This is a genomic window from Granulicella sp. 5B5 (assembly GCF_014083945.1).
In the GTDB taxonomy this organism is placed as follows: domain Bacteria; phylum Acidobacteriota; class Terriglobia; order Terriglobales; family Acidobacteriaceae; genus Granulicella.
Map to the genome: position 1 here is coordinate 978,194 of NZ_CP046444.1, position 16,546 is coordinate 994,739.

11 protein-coding genes are annotated in these 16,546 nt (G+C 64.3%); 3 read left to right on the forward strand and 8 right to left on the reverse strand.

Features of this window, described 5'->3' with window-relative positions:
* The first annotated feature begins 63 nt into the window (after positions 1–63).
* From GOB94_RS04230 to GOB94_RS04240, 3 genes are all read left to right on the forward strand, one after another.
* Positions 64–2,304, forward strand: coding sequence for a glycoside hydrolase family 20 zincin-like fold domain-containing protein (locus GOB94_RS04230; RefSeq protein WP_255484228.1), 2,241 nt, complete (start codon positions 64–66; stop codon positions 2,302–2,304).
* A gap of 1 nt (position 2,305) precedes the next feature.
* Positions 2,306–3,601, forward strand: a complete 1,296-nt coding sequence (locus GOB94_RS04235; RefSeq protein ID WP_182277648.1) for an N-acetylglucosamine-6-phosphate deacetylase — start codon at positions 2,306–2,308, stop codon at positions 3,599–3,601.
* Between the two features lie 119 nt (positions 3,602–3,720).
* Positions 3,721–8,058: a sodium/solute symporter gene (locus GOB94_RS04240; RefSeq protein WP_182277649.1), complete on the forward strand. Its 4,338-nt coding sequence runs from the start codon at positions 3,721–3,723 to the stop codon at positions 8,056–8,058.
* 96 nt (positions 8,059–8,154) lie between these two features.
* On the opposite strand, the gene atpC is transcribed toward GOB94_RS04240, so the two are convergent.
* From atpC to hflX, 8 genes are all read right to left on the reverse strand, one after another.
* A complete protein-coding gene (gene atpC / locus GOB94_RS04245) occupies positions 8,155–8,586 on the reverse strand; it encodes an ATP synthase F1 subunit epsilon (RefSeq protein WP_182277650.1) in 432 nt (143 codons plus the stop codon).
* 68 nt (positions 8,587–8,654) lie between these two features.
* The gene (atpD, locus tag GOB94_RS04250) at positions 8,655–10,097 is read right to left on the reverse strand and encodes a F0F1 ATP synthase subunit beta (RefSeq protein WP_182277651.1); all 1,443 of its coding nucleotides are present in this window, start codon (positions 10,095–10,097) and stop codon (positions 8,655–8,657) included.
* Between the two features lie 83 nt (positions 10,098–10,180).
* Complete coding sequence (locus GOB94_RS04255; protein ID WP_182277652.1) at positions 10,181–11,272, reverse strand: FoF1 ATP synthase subunit gamma; 1,092 nt, start codon at positions 11,270–11,272, stop codon at positions 10,181–10,183.
* Between the two features lie 6 nt (positions 11,273–11,278).
* Positions 11,279–12,820, reverse strand: a complete 1,542-nt coding sequence (gene atpA / locus GOB94_RS04260; protein WP_182277653.1) for a F0F1 ATP synthase subunit alpha — start codon at positions 12,818–12,820, stop codon at positions 11,279–11,281.
* A 69-nt stretch (positions 12,821–12,889) separates the two neighbouring features.
* Positions 12,890–13,438 (reverse strand): ATP synthase F1 subunit delta, encoded by a 549-nt coding sequence (gene atpH / locus GOB94_RS04265; protein WP_182277654.1) that lies wholly within the window; start codon positions 13,436–13,438, stop codon positions 12,890–12,892.
* Positions 13,438–14,160 carry an ATP synthase F0 subunit B gene (locus GOB94_RS04270; RefSeq protein ID WP_182277655.1) on the reverse strand — a complete coding sequence of 241 codons (723 nt, stop codon included), beginning with the start codon at positions 14,158–14,160 and terminating at the stop codon, positions 13,438–13,440. The genes atpH and GOB94_RS04270 overlap by 1 nt, the downstream gene beginning before the upstream one ends.
* Positions 14,160–14,630 carry a hypothetical protein gene (locus GOB94_RS04275; RefSeq protein ID WP_255484229.1) on the reverse strand — a complete coding sequence of 157 codons (471 nt, stop codon included), beginning with the start codon at positions 14,628–14,630 and terminating at the stop codon, positions 14,160–14,162. The genes GOB94_RS04270 and GOB94_RS04275 overlap by 1 nt, the downstream gene beginning before the upstream one ends.
* Positions 14,631–15,093: 463 nt before the next feature.
* Positions 15,094–16,545, reverse strand: coding sequence for a GTPase HflX (gene hflX / locus GOB94_RS04280; RefSeq protein WP_255484230.1), 1,452 nt, complete (start codon positions 16,543–16,545; stop codon positions 15,094–15,096).
* Between the last annotated feature and the right edge of the window lies 1 nt (position 16,546).

Sequence of the window (16,546 nt, forward strand, 5' to 3'; positions counted from 1 at the left end):
TGGCTCTCGGCCGAAAAGTCCACAACTGAGCACTTTCACCTCAAACGCTCAAACGTGTAACGTATGGCCATGCGTTCCGTCCTACACGTAGCCGTTCTGGCCTTACCGCTTTCTCTCTTCGCCCAGGCGCCGCTGCACCTCATTCCCATGCCCCGCGAGGCCAAACCAGGCGCCTCGCTCCCTCTCACCAACGGCATCCGCGTCGACTGCGCGCAGCCCTGCGACCCTCAGGATGCCTTCGCCGTCGCCGACTTCAAGGCCACGCTCGCCGAACGCCACATCCCCGTCACCGACGCCGGCAACACGCCCCACATCTTCGTCACCCGATTCAACACCTCGCTCGGCAGGCAGATCCTCCACGAGTCCTCGCCCGTCACTGCCAACGCCTCAGCCTTCCCCGCCGAGATGCACGACGAAGGCTATGCCCTCGTCCCCGACAACGACGGCATCGCACTCACCGCAGAAACAGCCTCCGGCATCTTCTACGCCCTCCAGACCGCCAAACAGCTCATCGAAGGCGACGGCTCCGCCGCAACGCTCCACCTCGCCACCATCCGCGACTGGCCCGCCATGAAGTACCGCGGCCTCTCCGACGATCTCTCCCGTGGCCCCGTCGATACCCTCGACTTCCAGAAGAAGATTGTCCGCACGCTCGCCGCCTACAAGGACAACCTCTACTCGCCCTACTTCGAGAACACGCAGCAGTACGCCTCCAACCCTCTGCCCGCGCCTCCTGGCGGCGGCATCTCCGCTGAAGACGCCCGCCAGCTCGTCGCCTACGCCGCGCAGTTCCATGTCCTCGTCGTGCCCGATCAGGAGGCCTTCGGCCACCTCCGCCACGCGCTCATCTATGAGGAGTACCAGCCCCTCGCCGAGACCCCGCACGGTGCCGTCCTCGCCCCCGGCCAGCCCGGCTCCCTCAAGGTCATCAAGGACGAGTTCACCGAGCTCGCCCATCTTTATCCCGGCCCCTTCCTCCACGTCGGCGCCGACGAAACCGAGGACCTCGGCCGCGGCCAGACCAAGGCCGAAGTCGACGCTCGCGGCCTCGGCCCCGTCTACCTCGACTTCATACAGCAGATCGACAACACGCTCCACCCCCTGCACCGCAAGCTCCTCTTCTGGGGAGACATCGCAGAAAAGTCTCCCGAGCTGCTCAAGGACCTCCCCGCGCAGTTCAAGCAGGACACCATCGCCATCAGCTGGCACTACAACGCCCCCGGCCCCAACGGCTTCATCAAGTACATCAACGACTTCAAGTCGGCCGGCTTCGACTTCTGGGTCGCACCCGGCATCAACAACTGGTCGCGCGTCTATCCCAACTACAACGCCGGCCTCGCCAACATCCAGGTCTTCACCGCCGAAGGCCAGGCCGCCGGCGCCACCGGCCAGCTCAACACCATCTGGTACGACGACGGCGAAGCCCTCGCCTCCAACAACTGGTACGGCATCCTCTTCGGCTGTGCCTCTGCCTGGCAGAAGGGCGAAAGCTCGATCCCGCAGTTCGAGCAGAGCTACAGCCCTGTCTTCCACGGCGACCTCACCGGCAAACTCAACCAGGCCCAGCTTGAGATCATGGCCGCGCACGATCTTCTCAAACAGTCCAACCTCAAGGGCGACGGCTCCGATCTCCTCTTCTGGTCCGACCCGTGGGCTCCCGACAACCAGAAGAACTTCGCCAACGTCCGCCCCGTCCTGCACGATCTCCGCATGCACGCCGAAAAGGCGCTCGACCTCATCGCCCAGGCTCGCGCCGCATATCCCGCTTTGAAGGGGACGGGCTTCAGCCCGTCCGTTGGATCATTGAATGAAGGAGGGGCTTTAGCCCCGGAGGGACAGGCTCTTGACCCCCGCTACATGCTTCCCTCCAACCCCACCTCACTCCGCGAGCCCGACGCCATCGACGCCATGGAACTAGGCGCCCGCCGCCTCGACTTCATCGGCCTCAAGTTCCAGCTCGCCGACGAGATGTCGCAGCTCTACGCACAGGCCCTGTCCACCGCGGCCTCCGGCGACCGCCACGCCAAGCCGTCCGTCCCCGCGCTGCTCTCCGACATCAACGGCGTCAACGGCCGCATCCAGGACATCAAGGACGGTTACTCCACCCTCCGCGACCTCTACCAGCAACTCTGGCTGCGCACCAATCGCCCCTACGCCCTCCGTCCCGTCCTCGAGCACTACGACTACACCATTGGCATCTGGCTCGCGCGCATGGACAAACTCCGCGCCGCACAACGCACCTGGGAGGCCACCCACACGCTCCCCACCGCAGCAGAAACAGGAATCCCGGTACCGACCTACTGACATGAACGTATCAACCATCACCGCCCGCCGCCTCCTCACCGCTACCGGTATCGTCGACTTCCCCGTCCTCCGCATCGCCGCCGACGGCACGCTGCTTGAGCTCACCTCCGACCCCGCCGCCCTCGCGCACGAGACTGACACCCTCACCGCGTCCTTCCTCGACGTCCACACCCACGGCGCCGTCGGCCACGACGTCATGCACGTCGACCCCGCGGGCCTCAGCCGCATGCAGCGCTTCCTCGCCTCGCACGGCGTCGCCAGCTACCTGCCCACCACCGTCACCGCTTCAGTCGACAGCACACTCCGCGCCCTCGAAGCCCTCGCCAACGCAGTCGAGTCCACACCCGCCCCCGGCGAAGCGCAACCCATCGGCATCCACCTCGAAGGCCCCTTCCTCTCGCACATCAAGCGCGGCACCCATCCTCCCGCCGAGCTCCAGCAGCCCAGCATCGAGCTCTTCGACCGCTTCCAGCAGGCCGCCCGAGGCCACATCCTCCTCATGACCATCGCCCCCGAACTCGTGAGCGAAGAAGCTCCAGCAAACAGTGCTTTGAAGGGAACGGGCTTCAGCCCGTCCGGAGGGAGCAGGGGCCTTCAGGCCCCTGAAAAAGGGGCTGGTAGCCCGGGGCTTCAGCCCCGGGTCTCAACGGAGGGAACGACAGCCCTCGACCTCATCCGCCACGCCGCCAGCAAAGGCGTCCGCGCCACCCTCGGCCACTCCAACGCCACCGACGCCGAAGCCCGCTGCGGCATCGCCGCTGGCGCCACCAGCGCCACCCATATCTTCAACGCCATGCGCGCGCTCGACCACCGCGAGCCCGGCATCGTCGGCGCCATCCTCGACGACGACTCCCTCTTCGCCGAGATCATCTGCGACGGCATCCACGTCGCCCCCGAGCTCATCCGACTCTGGCTCAAAATCAAAGGCCCCCACCGCGGCATCCTTGTCACCGACGCCATGTCCGCCACCGGCATAGGTGACGGCAGCTACTCCCTCGGCGACTTCGACGTTACCGTCACCGACGGCCGCGCGCTCCTCTCCGGAGACCTCGCCCAGGGCAAGGAGACCCTCGCCGGCTCGCTCCTCACACTCGACGTCGCTGTCGCCAACCTCCAGCACTTCGCACACGCAGACCTCGGCGCCGCCACCCGCCTCGCCTCCCACAACCCCGCCGCCATGCTCGGCCGCCCCAGCCACACCGCCTTCACCATCGGCGCCCCCATCAGCCTCAACCGCTTCAACGCAGCCAACCAGCTCATCACAACCATCGTCCGCGGTATCTCCATCTCCGGATAGTCAGCACCTACCTTAGAAGTGTCATCTCTACCGGAGCGCACAGCGCGGAGCGGAGAGACCTGCATTTGTCGAGCCACGGATTTACCCGCACCACGCCGCTATCATTGTCCTCAGCTGACATGCACCTTCATCCACTCGACCTGGCCATCGTCGCCTTCTACCTCCTCGGCATCACCGCCTTCGGCCTGCGCTTCGCCAAGCGCGGCAAGCAGTCCGCCGACAAGTCCCTCAAGTCCTACTTCCTCGCCTCCAACACCATCCCCTGGTGGGCCATCGCCCTCTCCATCGTCTCCGCCGAGACCTCCACCCTCACCATCATCTCCATCCCCGGCGTCGCCTTCGCCGGAGACTTCGGCTTCCTCCAGATCGTCATCGGTTACATGCTCGGCCGCATCGTCGTCGCCGCGCTCTTCCTCCCGCGCTACTTCGCGGGCGAGATGCTCACCGCCTACCAGCTCATCGACCGCCGCTTCGGCCGAGGCCTCCACAAAGTCACCGCAGGCCTCTTCCTCCTCACCCGCGCCGCCGCCGAAGGCGTCCGCGTCTTCGCCGTCTCCATCGTCGTCTCCATCGCCATCGGCACCGGCAGTATCGCGAGCATCGGCATCATCTCCGCCCTCACGCTCCTCTACACCTTCGAAGGCGGAATGGCCGCTGTCATCTGGACCGACGTCGTCCAGATGGCCATCTACATGGCCGGAACCCTAGTCGCCGTCTGGTCGCTCGGCGCACACGTCCCCGGCGGCTGGACAACCATCCACACCGTTGCCTCCGCCGCGGGCAAGTTCCACATGTTCAACTTCGCCCTGAACCTGACGACCACCTACACCTTCTGGGCAGGCATCCTCGGCGGCACCTTCCTCACCATGGCAAGCCACGGCACCGACCAGCTCATGGTCCAGCGCATGCTCGCCGCCCGCAACCTCCGCGAGTCCCGCCTCGCTCTCCTCAGTTCTGGCGTCGTCATCTTCATACAGTTCGCACTGTTCTTACTCATCGGCGTCGGCCTGTGGGTCTTCTACGGAGCAGGTCGCTCTATCCTCTATCCTCTGACCTCTATCCCCTCTCCTGACCAGCTCTTCCCCACCTTCATCGTCCGCGAGCTCCCCATCGGCATCGCTGGCCTGCTCGTCGCGGCCATCCTCGCCGCGGCCATGTCTAACCTCTCCGCAGCGCTCAACTCGCTCTCCTCCACCACTGTCGTCGACTTCTACATGGCCCTCCGCCCCCATGCCGACAACCGCGAGCGCGCCCTGATCTCCCGCAGCTCCACGGTACTCTGGGCAATCGTCCTCTTTGCCATCGCCATCTACTCACTCGCCGTTGGCGGTAAGGGCCACGTCGTCGAGATCGGCCTCAGCATCGCCAGCGTAGCCTACGGCTGCCTCCTCGGAGTCTTCCTCCTCGGCACCCTTACAAAATTCGCCACCGAAACCGGCACCGCCATCGGCATGCTCTGCGGCTTCGTACTCAACCTCTGGCTCTGGCAAGGAGCCTTCCCCATCCGCCTCGGCCCGTTCACCATCCCCCACATCGCCTGGACCTGGTACGTCCTCATCGGTGCCCTCGCCACCTTCCTCATCGGAGCCCTCATGAGCCTCATCTTCCGCAAGCAATCCCGCCGCCCCGCCACAGTCATCGCTGCTCTCTTCTTTTGTTTGTCATTCCCGAAGGGAATCTGCGTTTCGCGCGCCCAGGCACAAACGCCAGCCCCCGACTTCTCCCAGATCACGCAACTCATCACCACCGCCATCGCCGACCACCAGCTTCCCGGAGCCGTCGTCCTCGTCGGCCACAACAACCACGTCGTCTTCGAGCAAGCCTACGGCGACCGCAAGCTCGCCAACGAACCCGGCCTCAACGGCGAGCCCAATCCTGCCGAGCCCATGACCGAAGACACCATCTTCGACATGGCCTCGCTCTCCAAGGACCTCGCCACCGCGACCTCCATCATGCAGCTTTACGAGGCCGGCAGGATCACCTCCTTCGACGACCCCGTCGAAAAATACCTCTCCGCCTTCAACCCGCAGCACGACGCCACGCGCAGCAAGGTCACCCTGCGTATGCTCCTCACCCACACCTCCGGCGAAGCCCCCGACGTCAGCCTCAAAGACCCCTGGGGCCTAGCCGCACCCGACCGCTCCGAAGGCTTCCGCCGCGCCCTCACCACCGCGCTCATCGACCCGCCCGGCGCCAAGTTCGTCTACTCCGACGTCAACTTTATTCTCCTCGGCGACATCGTCGAGACCCTCTCCGGCGAGCGCGAAGACATCTACGCCCGCCAGCACATCTTCCTCCCCCTCGGCATGACCGATACCGAGTACCACCCCTTCGACCGCGTCTGCGGCCCCCACAAGGACATCGGCGCAGCCGTCATGGGTGCGCCCTCCATCCCCAACACGCGCATCCTCGTCAAATGCCCCGCTAATACCTGGTCGATCTCCATCCTCCCGCGCACCGCCCCCACCACCCACGACGACGAAGGCAACGCACAAACCAACCCGCACTTCGACCTCCTCACCCGCGGCACCGTCCACGACCCCACCACCCGCCGCATGGGCGGCGTAGCCGGCCACGCCGGCGTCTTCTCCACTGCCCACGATGTCTCGCTCTTCGCCAGCGCCCTCCTCGAAAAGCTCCTCCACAACACCGGCCCCTTCCCCCTCAAGCAATCCACCCTCCAACTGATGACCCAACCCGAGCAGCCCAACTCCAGCACTCCGGGTGCCCCATCTTCGCCGGCAGCTTCATCGCCGGCTAAGGTGGACCCCGGCGAAGCCGAGTTACGCGCCGCCAACGCCGCCGAAGCCGCCACCATCGCCGCAGGCGACAAGCCCGCCGCCCCCGGCCTCGCCCCGCACTACCCCGCCATCCCCGGCCAGAACCTCCGCGGCTACGGCTGGGACATCGATACCGCCTTCTCCAAACCCCGCGGCGTCATCTTCCCTATCGGCTCCTTCGGCCACACCGGCTACACCGGCACCACCCTCTGGATGGACCCTTACTCCGACACCTACGTCGTCCTCCTCAGCAACGCCGTCCACCCCCGCGACCGCCACCACCCCATCTCCAACCTACGCGGCGAAGTCGCCACCGCCGCTGCCCAGGCTCTCGGCCTCAGTACAGAGGTGGGTGGCCCATCCTTCGCGCCTTCTGCGAAGGGTGTGGTATCGAGCGAAGCTCGACCACCTTCGTCTAGCACTGCCACTGCCCTCACCGGCATCGACGTCCTCGAAGCCACCCATTTCGCCGCGCTCACCCATTACCACCACATCGGCCTACTCACCAACCAAACCGGCATCGACGCCCAAGGCCGTCGCACCATCGACGTCCTCTACTCCCTACTCCCTACTCCCCACTCCCTGTCCTTACTCTTCACCCCCGAGCACGGCCTCTCCGCCCAACAAGACACCACCAAACAGCGAGCCGAAAAGGACCAGGCCACCCACCTCCCCGTCATCTCCCTCTACGGCGCACACGACGCCGACCGCCGACCCACCCACGCCCAGCTCGCCGACCTCGACGCCGTCGTCATCGACCTCCAGGACGCCGGCGTCCACTTCTGGACCTACGAAGCCGCCATGGGTTACTTCCTCGAGGCCGCCGCCACCGAGCAGACGCAGTACCACCACGCCCTCACCATCGTGATCCTCGACCGCCCCAACCCCGTCGGCGGCCTCGCCGTCCAGGGCCCCGTCTCCGACCCCGGTCGCGAGTCCTACGTCAACTACATGCCGCTCCCCGTCCGCCACGGCATGACCTTCGGCGAGCTCGCCCGCTACATCGTCGCCACCAAACACCTCGCCACCACCCTCGTCGTCGTCCCCATGCAGCACTGGCAGCGCAGCGAGTTCTACGCTGACACCGGCCTCCCCTGGGTCAACCCCAGCCCTAACCTCCGCTCCCCCGAAGCCGCGCTGCGCTACCCAGCCCTCGGCCTCATCGAATACAACAACATCTCCGTAGGCCGCGGCACCGATCACCCCTTCAGCTTCTTTGGCGCCGGCATCCCCTCCACCAAGCCCTCCACCTCCACCGCCACCGGCGGCCTCACCGACGTCCGCTCGTCCACAACGACCGCCTGGTTCCACGCGCAAGAAGTCGCCAACTACCTCACCGCCCGCCACATCCCCGGCGTCACCTTCGCCCCCACCGCTGAAACCATCGCCGAAGACGCCAACCACTACCCCTTCCACGGCCAGACCATCGAAGCCGTCCGCGTCACCCTGACAGACCCCCACCAAACAGACACTCCAGAGCTAGGCATCGAAATCCTCTCCGCCCTCCATCACCTCTACCCCACCCAGTTCCATCTCGATCGCGCCATGCCCCTCGTCGCCAGCAAGGCCACCATGGACGCCCTCGAACACAACGAAGACCCGCGCTCCATCGCCGCCTCCTGGCAGCCCGCGCTCGACGCCTTCCGCCACGCCGCACAGCCCTTCCTTCTCTATTAGCCACGGGTCCGTAATCGGCGAGAGGGCTTCACCCAGAAAAAGCAAAGGCCCCGCTCGCGCAGGGCCCCTCTGTTCCATCATGGTCGTCGCGGCGGCTTAGTGTCGGCCCTCGGCAGAAGCCAGCTTCTCTTCCGCCACACGCGCGAACTTGTTGGCCTCGTCGTACTTGGCCTGCTCATCGCCCGCCTCATTCCAAAGGTCCTGCGAGTGCTTCAGCGCAACCCGCGCCTCATCCACATCGATCTCCTCAGGATGCAGCGCCGTCTCCGCCAGAATGGTCACCCGCTCCGGCAGCACCTCGACAAAGCCCCACGCCACAAAGAACGTCTGCTCACCGGCCGAGCCGCCATGCAGCCGCACCTCGCCCGCTCCCAGCTCGCTCAGCAGCGGAGCCGCGCCATACAGCGCCTCCAGATACCCCGACATCGAAGGCAGCTCCACCGCCTCCGCCGTCGCATCCAGCAGCACCCGGTCCGGCGTCACCAGCCGCACATTCAGCAGCCCCGAATTGTTTGTTCCTTCAGCCATAATCTCAATCCGAACAGGGAGCAGACATCGTGTCTACTCCCCATTCCCTGCTCCCTATTCCCTGCTCTTTACGCTGTCGCCTTCATCTTCTCGGCGGCCGCAATCACATCTTCAATACCGCCCTTCAGATAGAAGGCCTGCTCCGGAATCTCATCATGCTTGCCTTCGATGATCTCCTTGAAGCTGCGCACCGTGTCTTCGACCTTCACATACGCGCCAGGGATGCCGGTAAAAATCTCGGCCACATGGAACGGCTGCGACAGGAAGCGCTGCACCTTGCGCGCACGCGACACCGTCAGCTTGTCCTCTTCCGAAAGCTCGTCGATACCCAGGATCGCGATGATGTCCTGCAGGTCCTTGTACCGCTGCAGGATCCGCTTCACGCCCTGCGCGACATCGTAGTGCTCCTGGCCCACAACTCGCGCCGACAGCACACGCGATGTCGAAGTCAGCGGGTCCACCGCCGGGTAGATACCCAGCTCCGACAGCGGACGCGAAAGCAGCATCGTCGCATCCAGGTGAGCAAACGTCGTCGCCGGCGCCGGATCGGTGATATCGTCGGCGGGCACATACACCGCCTGCACCGAAGTTACCGAGCCCTTCTTCGTCGACGTGATGCGCTCCTGCAGCTCGCCCATCTCGGTCGCCAGGTTCGGCTGATAGCCCACCGCGCTCGGCATACGGCCCAGCAGCGTCGACACCTCGGAACCCGCCTGCGTAAACCGGAAGATATTGTCGATGAACAGCAGCGTGTCCGCACCCTCAACATCGCGGAAGTACTCCGCAACGGTCAGCCCGGTCAGCGCCACACGCAGACGCGCCCCTGGCGGCTCGGTCATCTGCCCATAGATCAGCGCGGCTTTGCTCTTGTTGAAGTCGTGGATGTCAATAACACCCGACTCCTGGAACTCATGCCAAAGGTCGTTGCCCTCACGCGTGCGCTCACCCACGCCGGCAAACACCGAAAAGCCGCCATGCTTCATCGCAACGTTGTTGATCAGCTCCTGAATCACGACGGTCTTGCCTACACCGGCGCCGCCGAACAGGCCAATCTTGCCGCCCTTCAAGAACGGCAGAATCAGGTCGACAACCTTGATGCCCGTCTCGAACATCTCCTCCGACGTCGACTGCTCGTCGAACGCCGGTGCCTGTCGATGGATCGGCATATGGACCTTCGCATTCACGGGGCCCATCTCATCCACTGGCTGTCCCAGCACGTTCAACACACGCCCCAGCGTCTCGCGACCCACAGGCACCGTAATGCCCGCGCCCGTGTCGATGGCCTTCATCCCGCGCACCATGCCCTCGGTCGCCACCATCGCAATGCAACGCACCCGGCCTTCGCCAATGTGCTGTTGCACCTCAACGACGACGTCAAGCGGCGCCGGCACATCGAAGCCTTCGCTCACGATGCGCAGCGCCTGGAAGATCGGAGGCATATGCGCCTCATCAAACTGCACGTCAACGGCTGGGCCGCTGATGCTGATCACTTTGCCGATGTTCTCTGCCATACCTTTTCCTAACTCCAAACTCGGTCTTATCTTTTCGCTGCGTTCCTCTGCGACCGCCGCGTCCTCTGCGTTTGCAGTTGCCCTTACAGAGCAGCTGCTCCCGACACAATCTCGATAATCTCTTTCGTAATCGCCGCCTGCCGCAGCCGGTTCATCGTCAGGCTCAACTTGTCGATCAGCTCGCCCGCATTCTTGCTCGCCGCATCGGTCGCCGTCATACGCGCCGCATGTTCCGCGGCAATCGACTCCAGTAGCGCATGGAAGATTTGCGTCGTCACATACCGCGGCATCAGGTGCCGCAACAGCCGCTCCGGTGACTGATCGAATAGGTAGTCCACGTCCGCGGTACCGAACATCTTGGCCTCGCGTTCGTACTCGCTCTCCTCCGGCTCCAGGATCGAGACGCCCGCCGACTGCGCGGCCTTGCCCGCAGCCTCTTTCTGCTCCTCGCTCATCTCTTCCAGCGCCGTCACTTCATGCGAGCCCAGCTTCCGGATCGGCAGCAGCTTCTCCACCACCACACGCTGCGAGATCACGCTCTTGAACTCGTTGTACACGATGTACACCGAGTCGATCTCTGCATGTTCGTAGCGCTTCACAATCGTCTCTGCCAGCGCCGTCACGTCTTCAAACGCCGCCTTCACCAGCAAGGTCGGGTTCTCCGCGGCCACCTCAATCGGTGCCTCGCGATGACGGATGTTCTCGATGTGCTTCGAAAGGTCGTTGTCGTAGAGCTCTTCCTTGTGCTCATACACCGCGGCCGGATACTTCCGCTTATACAGCCCAATCGCTTTCTTGCCGACAGGCTCCAGGTCGATGTTCTGTCCCAGCACACGCCGCTCATCAATAAAGAGTTGCGCAGCCTTGCCGATGTTGGCGTTGAAGCCGCCCGCGAAGCCCTTGTCGCCGGCGATCACCACCACCAGCACATTCTTCTCCTCGCGCTCCACCAGCAGCGGATGCATCACATCGCCGCTGTCGCCGTTATATAAGTCCGTGCGTCGCACCAGCGACTCCAGCACATTTGTGAGCATCTGCGCATACGGCCGCGCCTGCAGCGCGCGGTCCTGCGCGCGGCGCAGCTTGGCGGCAGAGACCATCTTCATGGCCTTGGTGATCTGGCGCGTGTTCTTCACGCTCCGGATGCGACGACGTAGATCGAGTACGTTTGCCATGCGTTCTTAGGCCTTGGCTCCGGCAGTCTCCTTGCGGTTGGCAAGGAAGTCCTGCTTGTACTGGTTGATGGCCTCGGTCAGCCGCTTCTTGATGTCGTCATCCAGCGCACGCTTGGACTCGATGTCCGCCATCACTTGCGAGGCCGACGTGGCGAGATAGCTGTAGAAGCCGTCCTCGAACGCGCGGATGTCCTTCACCTCAACGTCATCCAGCAACCCGTTTGTACCGGCAAAGATGATCGCCACCTGTTGCACCCACGTAAGCGGATCGAACTGCGGCTGCTTCAGCAACTCCGTCAAACGCGCGCCGCGGTTCAGTTGGTTCTGCGTCACCTTGTCGAGGTCCGAACCGAACTGCGCGAACGCAGCCAGCTCGCGGTACTGCGCCAGGTCCAGCTTCAGCGTCGAACCCACCTGCTTGGTCGCCTTGATCGCCGCCGCAAAACCCACACGCGAAACCGACAAGCCCACGTTCACCGCCGGACGGACACCGGAGTTGAACAGATCGGTCTCGAAGAATATCTGGCCGTCCGTAATCGAGATCACGTTCGTCGGAATGTACGCCGAAACGTCGCCCGCCTGCGTCTCGATGATCGGCAGCGCTGTCAGCGAACCGCCGCCCAGCTCCTTCGACATCTTAGCCGAGCGCTCCAGCAGGCGCGAGTGCAGATAGAACACATCGCCGGGGTACGCCTCACGCCCTGGCGGACGGCGCAGCAGCAGCGAAATCTCGCGGTACGAAGCCGCATGCTTCGACAGATCGTCATAGATGATCAGCGCGTGCTTGCCATTATCGCGGAAGTACTCGCCCATCGCCGTCGCGGCGAACGGTGCAAGGTACTGCATCGGCGCGGGCTCGGAGGCCGTAGCCGCCACCACAATGGTGTACGCCATCGCACCGTACTGCTCCAGCGTCTGCACAACAGTCGCCACCGACGAACGCTTCTGGCCGATTGCGCAGTAGATGCAGATCAGGTCGTTCTTCGCCGAGTTGATGATCGTATCCAGCGCCACGGCGGTCTTGCCCGTCTGGCGGTCGCCGATCAGCAGCTCACGCTGACCACGGCCAATCGGAATCATCGTGTCGATGGCCTTGATGCCCGTAGCCATCGGCTCGGTCACCGACTGGCGCGCAATCACGCCCGGAGCCAGCCGCTCCACAGGCAGAAATTTGTCCGTATGGATCGGGCCCTTGTCGTCGATAGGCTGGCCCAGCGCGTTCACCACGCGGCCAATCAGCGCCTCGCCAACCGGCACGGACATGATCTTGCCCGTCCGCTTTACCTGGTCGCCTTCCTTCAGCTCGCTGTAGTCGCCCAGCACCACGGTACCGACCTGATCTTCATCAAGGTTCATGGCAAGGCCCATGATGCCGTGCGGAAACTCCACCAGCTCGCCTGCCATGACCTTGTCCAACCCATGCACGCGCGCGATGCCGTCGCCCAGCGTGATGATGGTTCCAACCTCATCCACCTGCACCCGCTGCTCGTAGTTCTCAATCTGCTGGCGGAGCAGCTCGGTGATCTCATTTGCCTGAATCTGTGCCATGCTCTCTCTTTCCTTCAGTGCTTCCAATCTCTTGTTTCAATCTCTTGCGCTCTCAACCCTCGAGAGGCCTCAAACCGTGGCCGTCACCAGCCACTGCTTCAACTGCCGCAGCTGCCCGCGCACCGAACCGTCATACACCGTCGAACCGATCTTCACCACAGCGCCGCCCAGCAGCTCTGCGTCCTGCGAGTAGCTCGCACTCACCTTGCGCCCGCTCACCAGCTTTGAGATCTCCGCTTCCAGCGTCGCGCGGCTCGCCCCATCCAGCTCACGGGCGCTCACCACCTCGACCTCGGCCACATTTGCTTCGTCATCGGACAGCGCAGTGTAGTCCGTCAGGATCTCACCCAGCGAGTTCAACCGCCCGTGGTGCGTCAGCACCGCGATAAAGTTCCGCACAGTATGGCTGAAGCCCATCTTGCCCGCCAGCGCATCCAGCAGTCCCAGCTTCTGCGACTCCGCAATCGAAGGGTTCTCCAGCACCTCACGCAGACCATGACTGACATCCAACGCCGCCAGAAAATTCCGTAGCTGCTCCTCAGTCGCCGCAGCATCCAACTTCTGCTCGTCGACCACCGCAGCCAGCGCCCGCGCATATCTCTGATTCACGGCCGCCATCAGTTCTCACCCTTTCCAAACGCCTTCAGACGCTCCGCAAAGCCCGCCACCAGGTAGCGGTCCGCCTCCGGAGTCACCACCAGCTTGCGCGCCGCCTGATCCACAGCCAGCTCCGCCGCATACTGCTGCAGCTCACGCCGCGCGGTCAACGTCGCGCTCTGGATCTCCTGCCCAGCCGCCGCAAGAATCCGCTGCTTCTCATCCTCGATCGCGCTCTTCAACCGCTGCTCTTCACGAGCGCCGTCCGCCTCAGCCTGCGTCCGCATCGCGGCGATCTCGCCATCCAGCTTTGCCAGCCGCGCCTCCACCGAGCTCAACCGAGACTTCGCATCCTGCGTCGCCGTCCGCGCCTCCACAATCTGCTTCTGGATCGTCGCGCTCCGGCTCTTGAACGACTTCGGCAGGTTCTTCATGATCAGGTAGCCGAGGCCCGCCAACAGAATCACCAGGTTCGTAATCGTAAAAGCGGTCGATGCCGCCTCCGACTTCATCCCCAGCAGCGAGCCCAGCTTCGTCACCGTGGGCGACATCCGGTACTCGTCGTTATCGTCCTTCTCTTCTTCGTCCTGAGCAGCCGGCTTGGCCTGCGTCGAAGCCGCATCCGTGCCCTTCGTCGCCACCGGCACCGTAGCAGCCGCCTGCGCATGCGCCACACGAACCGGCATCGCCAGCGCCAGCAGCACAACCAAACTCATCATCGAGGCCCACACCCTGCGAGTCATCACGAGCGCGCCTCCGTTGCACTTCCCTGGGGCAGCAGTGCCCGCACGATCTGCTGACTCAACTCCGCGGTGGCCTCTTCAATCTGTTTGCGAGCACCCGCAGCGCTCGCCTCAACCTCGGCCCGCGCACTGCGAACCATGCCTTGCGCCTCGGTCCGCGCCGCTTCAATCACGCGGTCACGCTCGGCCTGCAGCTCCTTCATGCGATGCTCCCGCGCCGCCGCCAGCTCTGCCCGCGCCGCCCGCAGCTTCGCCTCGTAGGTAGCCGTCTCCGCTTCCGCCTCGGCGATTGCCTTCTTTGCCTGGTCGACAGCCCCGGACGTCCGGCTCCGCCGCTCGGCCAGCGTCTTCTCCAGCGGCCTCCGCACCAGTACGCTGTACAGCATAACCAGCAGGATAAACAGCACCATCGTCGGCACAGCGCCGACCATGAGTCCGCCAAGTTGGTTCAGTATTTCCTTGATTTCCATGAAGTTTCTTGGGTAGTACAGGAGGGCACTAAAGAGGCCACACCAACCATCAGGAGGGGGACCGTCACACGGCCCGCTAGCTACCGTACAAACCGCCTCCCAGACCGTTCAGCGCAGAACACTTTCAAGCCTTTTCGTCCTTCTATTTCTAACAAAGCGGGCTGTTGGAAGTCAAAGGTGCCCGGCGATAAACGGGAGACGAAATCGTTTATCGCTCGCATGTGAATTTCTCTCGAAACCCCTGTCGTGACACGATTTTTGCGCCCTTCTGTCGTGCCGGGGAGTACACTGTCTCTACCACCCGCGACCCGTTCCGGGTCATGCAGGCCGCGTGTCACAGGGACAGCTTCCCCGCTCCCTCACAGGCGGCCTGTAGTGTTTAATCCCTCGGCTCAATCCAGGGAGGTGTGTCATCTCGACTGGAGTCCGCGCTCTTGCGGACGTAGCGGAGAGACCCGCTTCTCTACCGTGATTCCTCACCCACCTCATACCGCCGATACCGCTCCAGCAGTGACCGCGGCCCCACCGCCGTCAGCGTCACCTCGTTGCCATCGAAGCGCTGGTTCTGCACCGTCGCTCCGCGCTCCAGCGCCGCCAGCACACGCCCCTCGGCCTGCGGTATCCGGAACACCATCTGCTCCAGCGGGTCCGCCGTCAGCGCGGCATCGATTGCATGCAGCAGCCCGTCCAACCCCTCGCCCGTCAGCCCGGACACCCGCAGCGCGCCCGCCTCCGTCGCCGCTCCCTCCGGCAGCAGATCGATCTTGTTCAGCACCTGCAGCGTCGCTTTTTTGCCCGCGCCCAGCTCCGTCAGCACAGCCTCCACCTGCTGCTTCTGAGCATCCAGCGTCGGGCTCGCCGCATCGCGCACATGCAGCAGCAGTTCAGCGCGCTCCACCTCTTCCAGCGTCGCGCGAAAGCTCGTCACCAGCGCATGAGGCAGGTTCCGCAGAAACCCGACCGTATCGCTCAGCAGCACCTTGCGCCGCGAAGGCAGCGTCAGCTGCCGCAGCTTCGGGTCCAGCGTCGCAAACATCCGCTCCGACGCCAGTACCTCCGCCCCGGTCAGTGAATTGAACAGCGTCGACTTCCCCGCATTCGTATACCCCACCAGCGCCACCGTCGGCACCGGCACCGCCTCGCGCCGTCCGCGCTGTTGCCGCCGAATCCGCCGCACGGCCTCAAGCTGCTGTTTGATCCGCACCAGCCGCGTATTGATCTTCCGGCGATCGGTCTCCAACTGCGTCTCGCCCGGGCCTCGGGTGCCAATGCCGCCGCCCGTCTGCGACATGCTCTTGCCCTTGCCCATCAGCCGAGGCATCTGGTACTCCAACTGCGCCAGCTCCACCTGCAGCTGGCCTTCGCGTGTTCGCGCATGTCTCGCAAAGATGTCCAGGATTAGCTGCGTCCGGTCGATCACTGTGCAAGGCAGCCGCGCCTCCACGTTCCTCGCCTGCGAAGGCGTCAGGTCGTGGTCGAACAGCACCAGGCTCGCGCCCGTCGAAGCCACCGTCGCGACAATCTCATCCAGCTTTCCGCCGCCCACCAGCGTTGCCGGGTCCGGCTTGCCGCGCCGTTGGATCAGCACCGCCGCGATCACCGCGCCCGCCGACCGCGCCAGCTCCTGAAACTCCGCCAGCGACGCATCGAAGTCGATGTCCGCAGCAGCCTCGACCACCGGCTCACCATCCTCGCGTTGCGCCGCAATCGCCGCCGCCTGCCGCGCCTGCATCGCCACCGGAGAAGGCCGATAGCGCTCCGCCGTAAAGTCTACCGCCACCAGCACCGCAAGCTCGCGCGCCGACTGCTGCCGTTCGCGCAGCAGGGAGCGTTCACGCAGCTCTCGTTCTCGCTGCGTGGACGCGCTCCCGGCGGACTGCTTGCCGAAACTGTGGTCTTCGTGGCTGATGTTCACC

Excerpts from the sequence above, each read along its gene's own strand:
- GOB94_RS04230 (WP_255484228.1), top strand. The coding sequence starts at position 64 with ATGGCCATGCGTTCCGTCCTACACGTAGCCGTTCTGGCCTTACCGCTT.
- GOB94_RS04235 (WP_182277648.1), top strand. The coding sequence starts at position 2,306 with ATGAACGTATCAACCATCACCGCCCGCCGCCTCCTCACCGCTACCGGT.
- GOB94_RS04240 (WP_182277649.1), top strand. The coding sequence starts at position 3,721 with ATGCACCTTCATCCACTCGACCTGGCCATCGTCGCCTTCTACCTCCTC.
- atpC (WP_182277650.1), bottom strand. The coding sequence starts at position 8,586 with ATGGCTGAAGGAACAAACAATTCGGGGCTGCTGAATGTGCGGCTGGTG.
- atpD (WP_182277651.1), bottom strand. The coding sequence starts at position 10,097 with ATGGCAGAGAACATCGGCAAAGTGATCAGCATCAGCGGCCCAGCCGTT.
- GOB94_RS04255 (WP_182277652.1), bottom strand. The coding sequence starts at position 11,272 with ATGGCAAACGTACTCGATCTACGTCGTCGCATCCGGAGCGTGAAGAAC.
- atpA (WP_182277653.1), bottom strand. The coding sequence starts at position 12,820 with ATGGCACAGATTCAGGCAAATGAGATCACCGAGCTGCTCCGCCAGCAG.
- atpH (WP_182277654.1), bottom strand. The coding sequence starts at position 13,438 with ATGGCGGCCGTGAATCAGAGATATGCGCGGGCGCTGGCTGCGGTGGTC.
- GOB94_RS04270 (WP_182277655.1), bottom strand. The coding sequence starts at position 14,160 with ATGACTCGCAGGGTGTGGGCCTCGATGATGAGTTTGGTTGTGCTGCTG.
- GOB94_RS04275 (WP_255484229.1), bottom strand. The coding sequence starts at position 14,630 with ATGGAAATCAAGGAAATACTGAACCAACTTGGCGGACTCATGGTCGGC.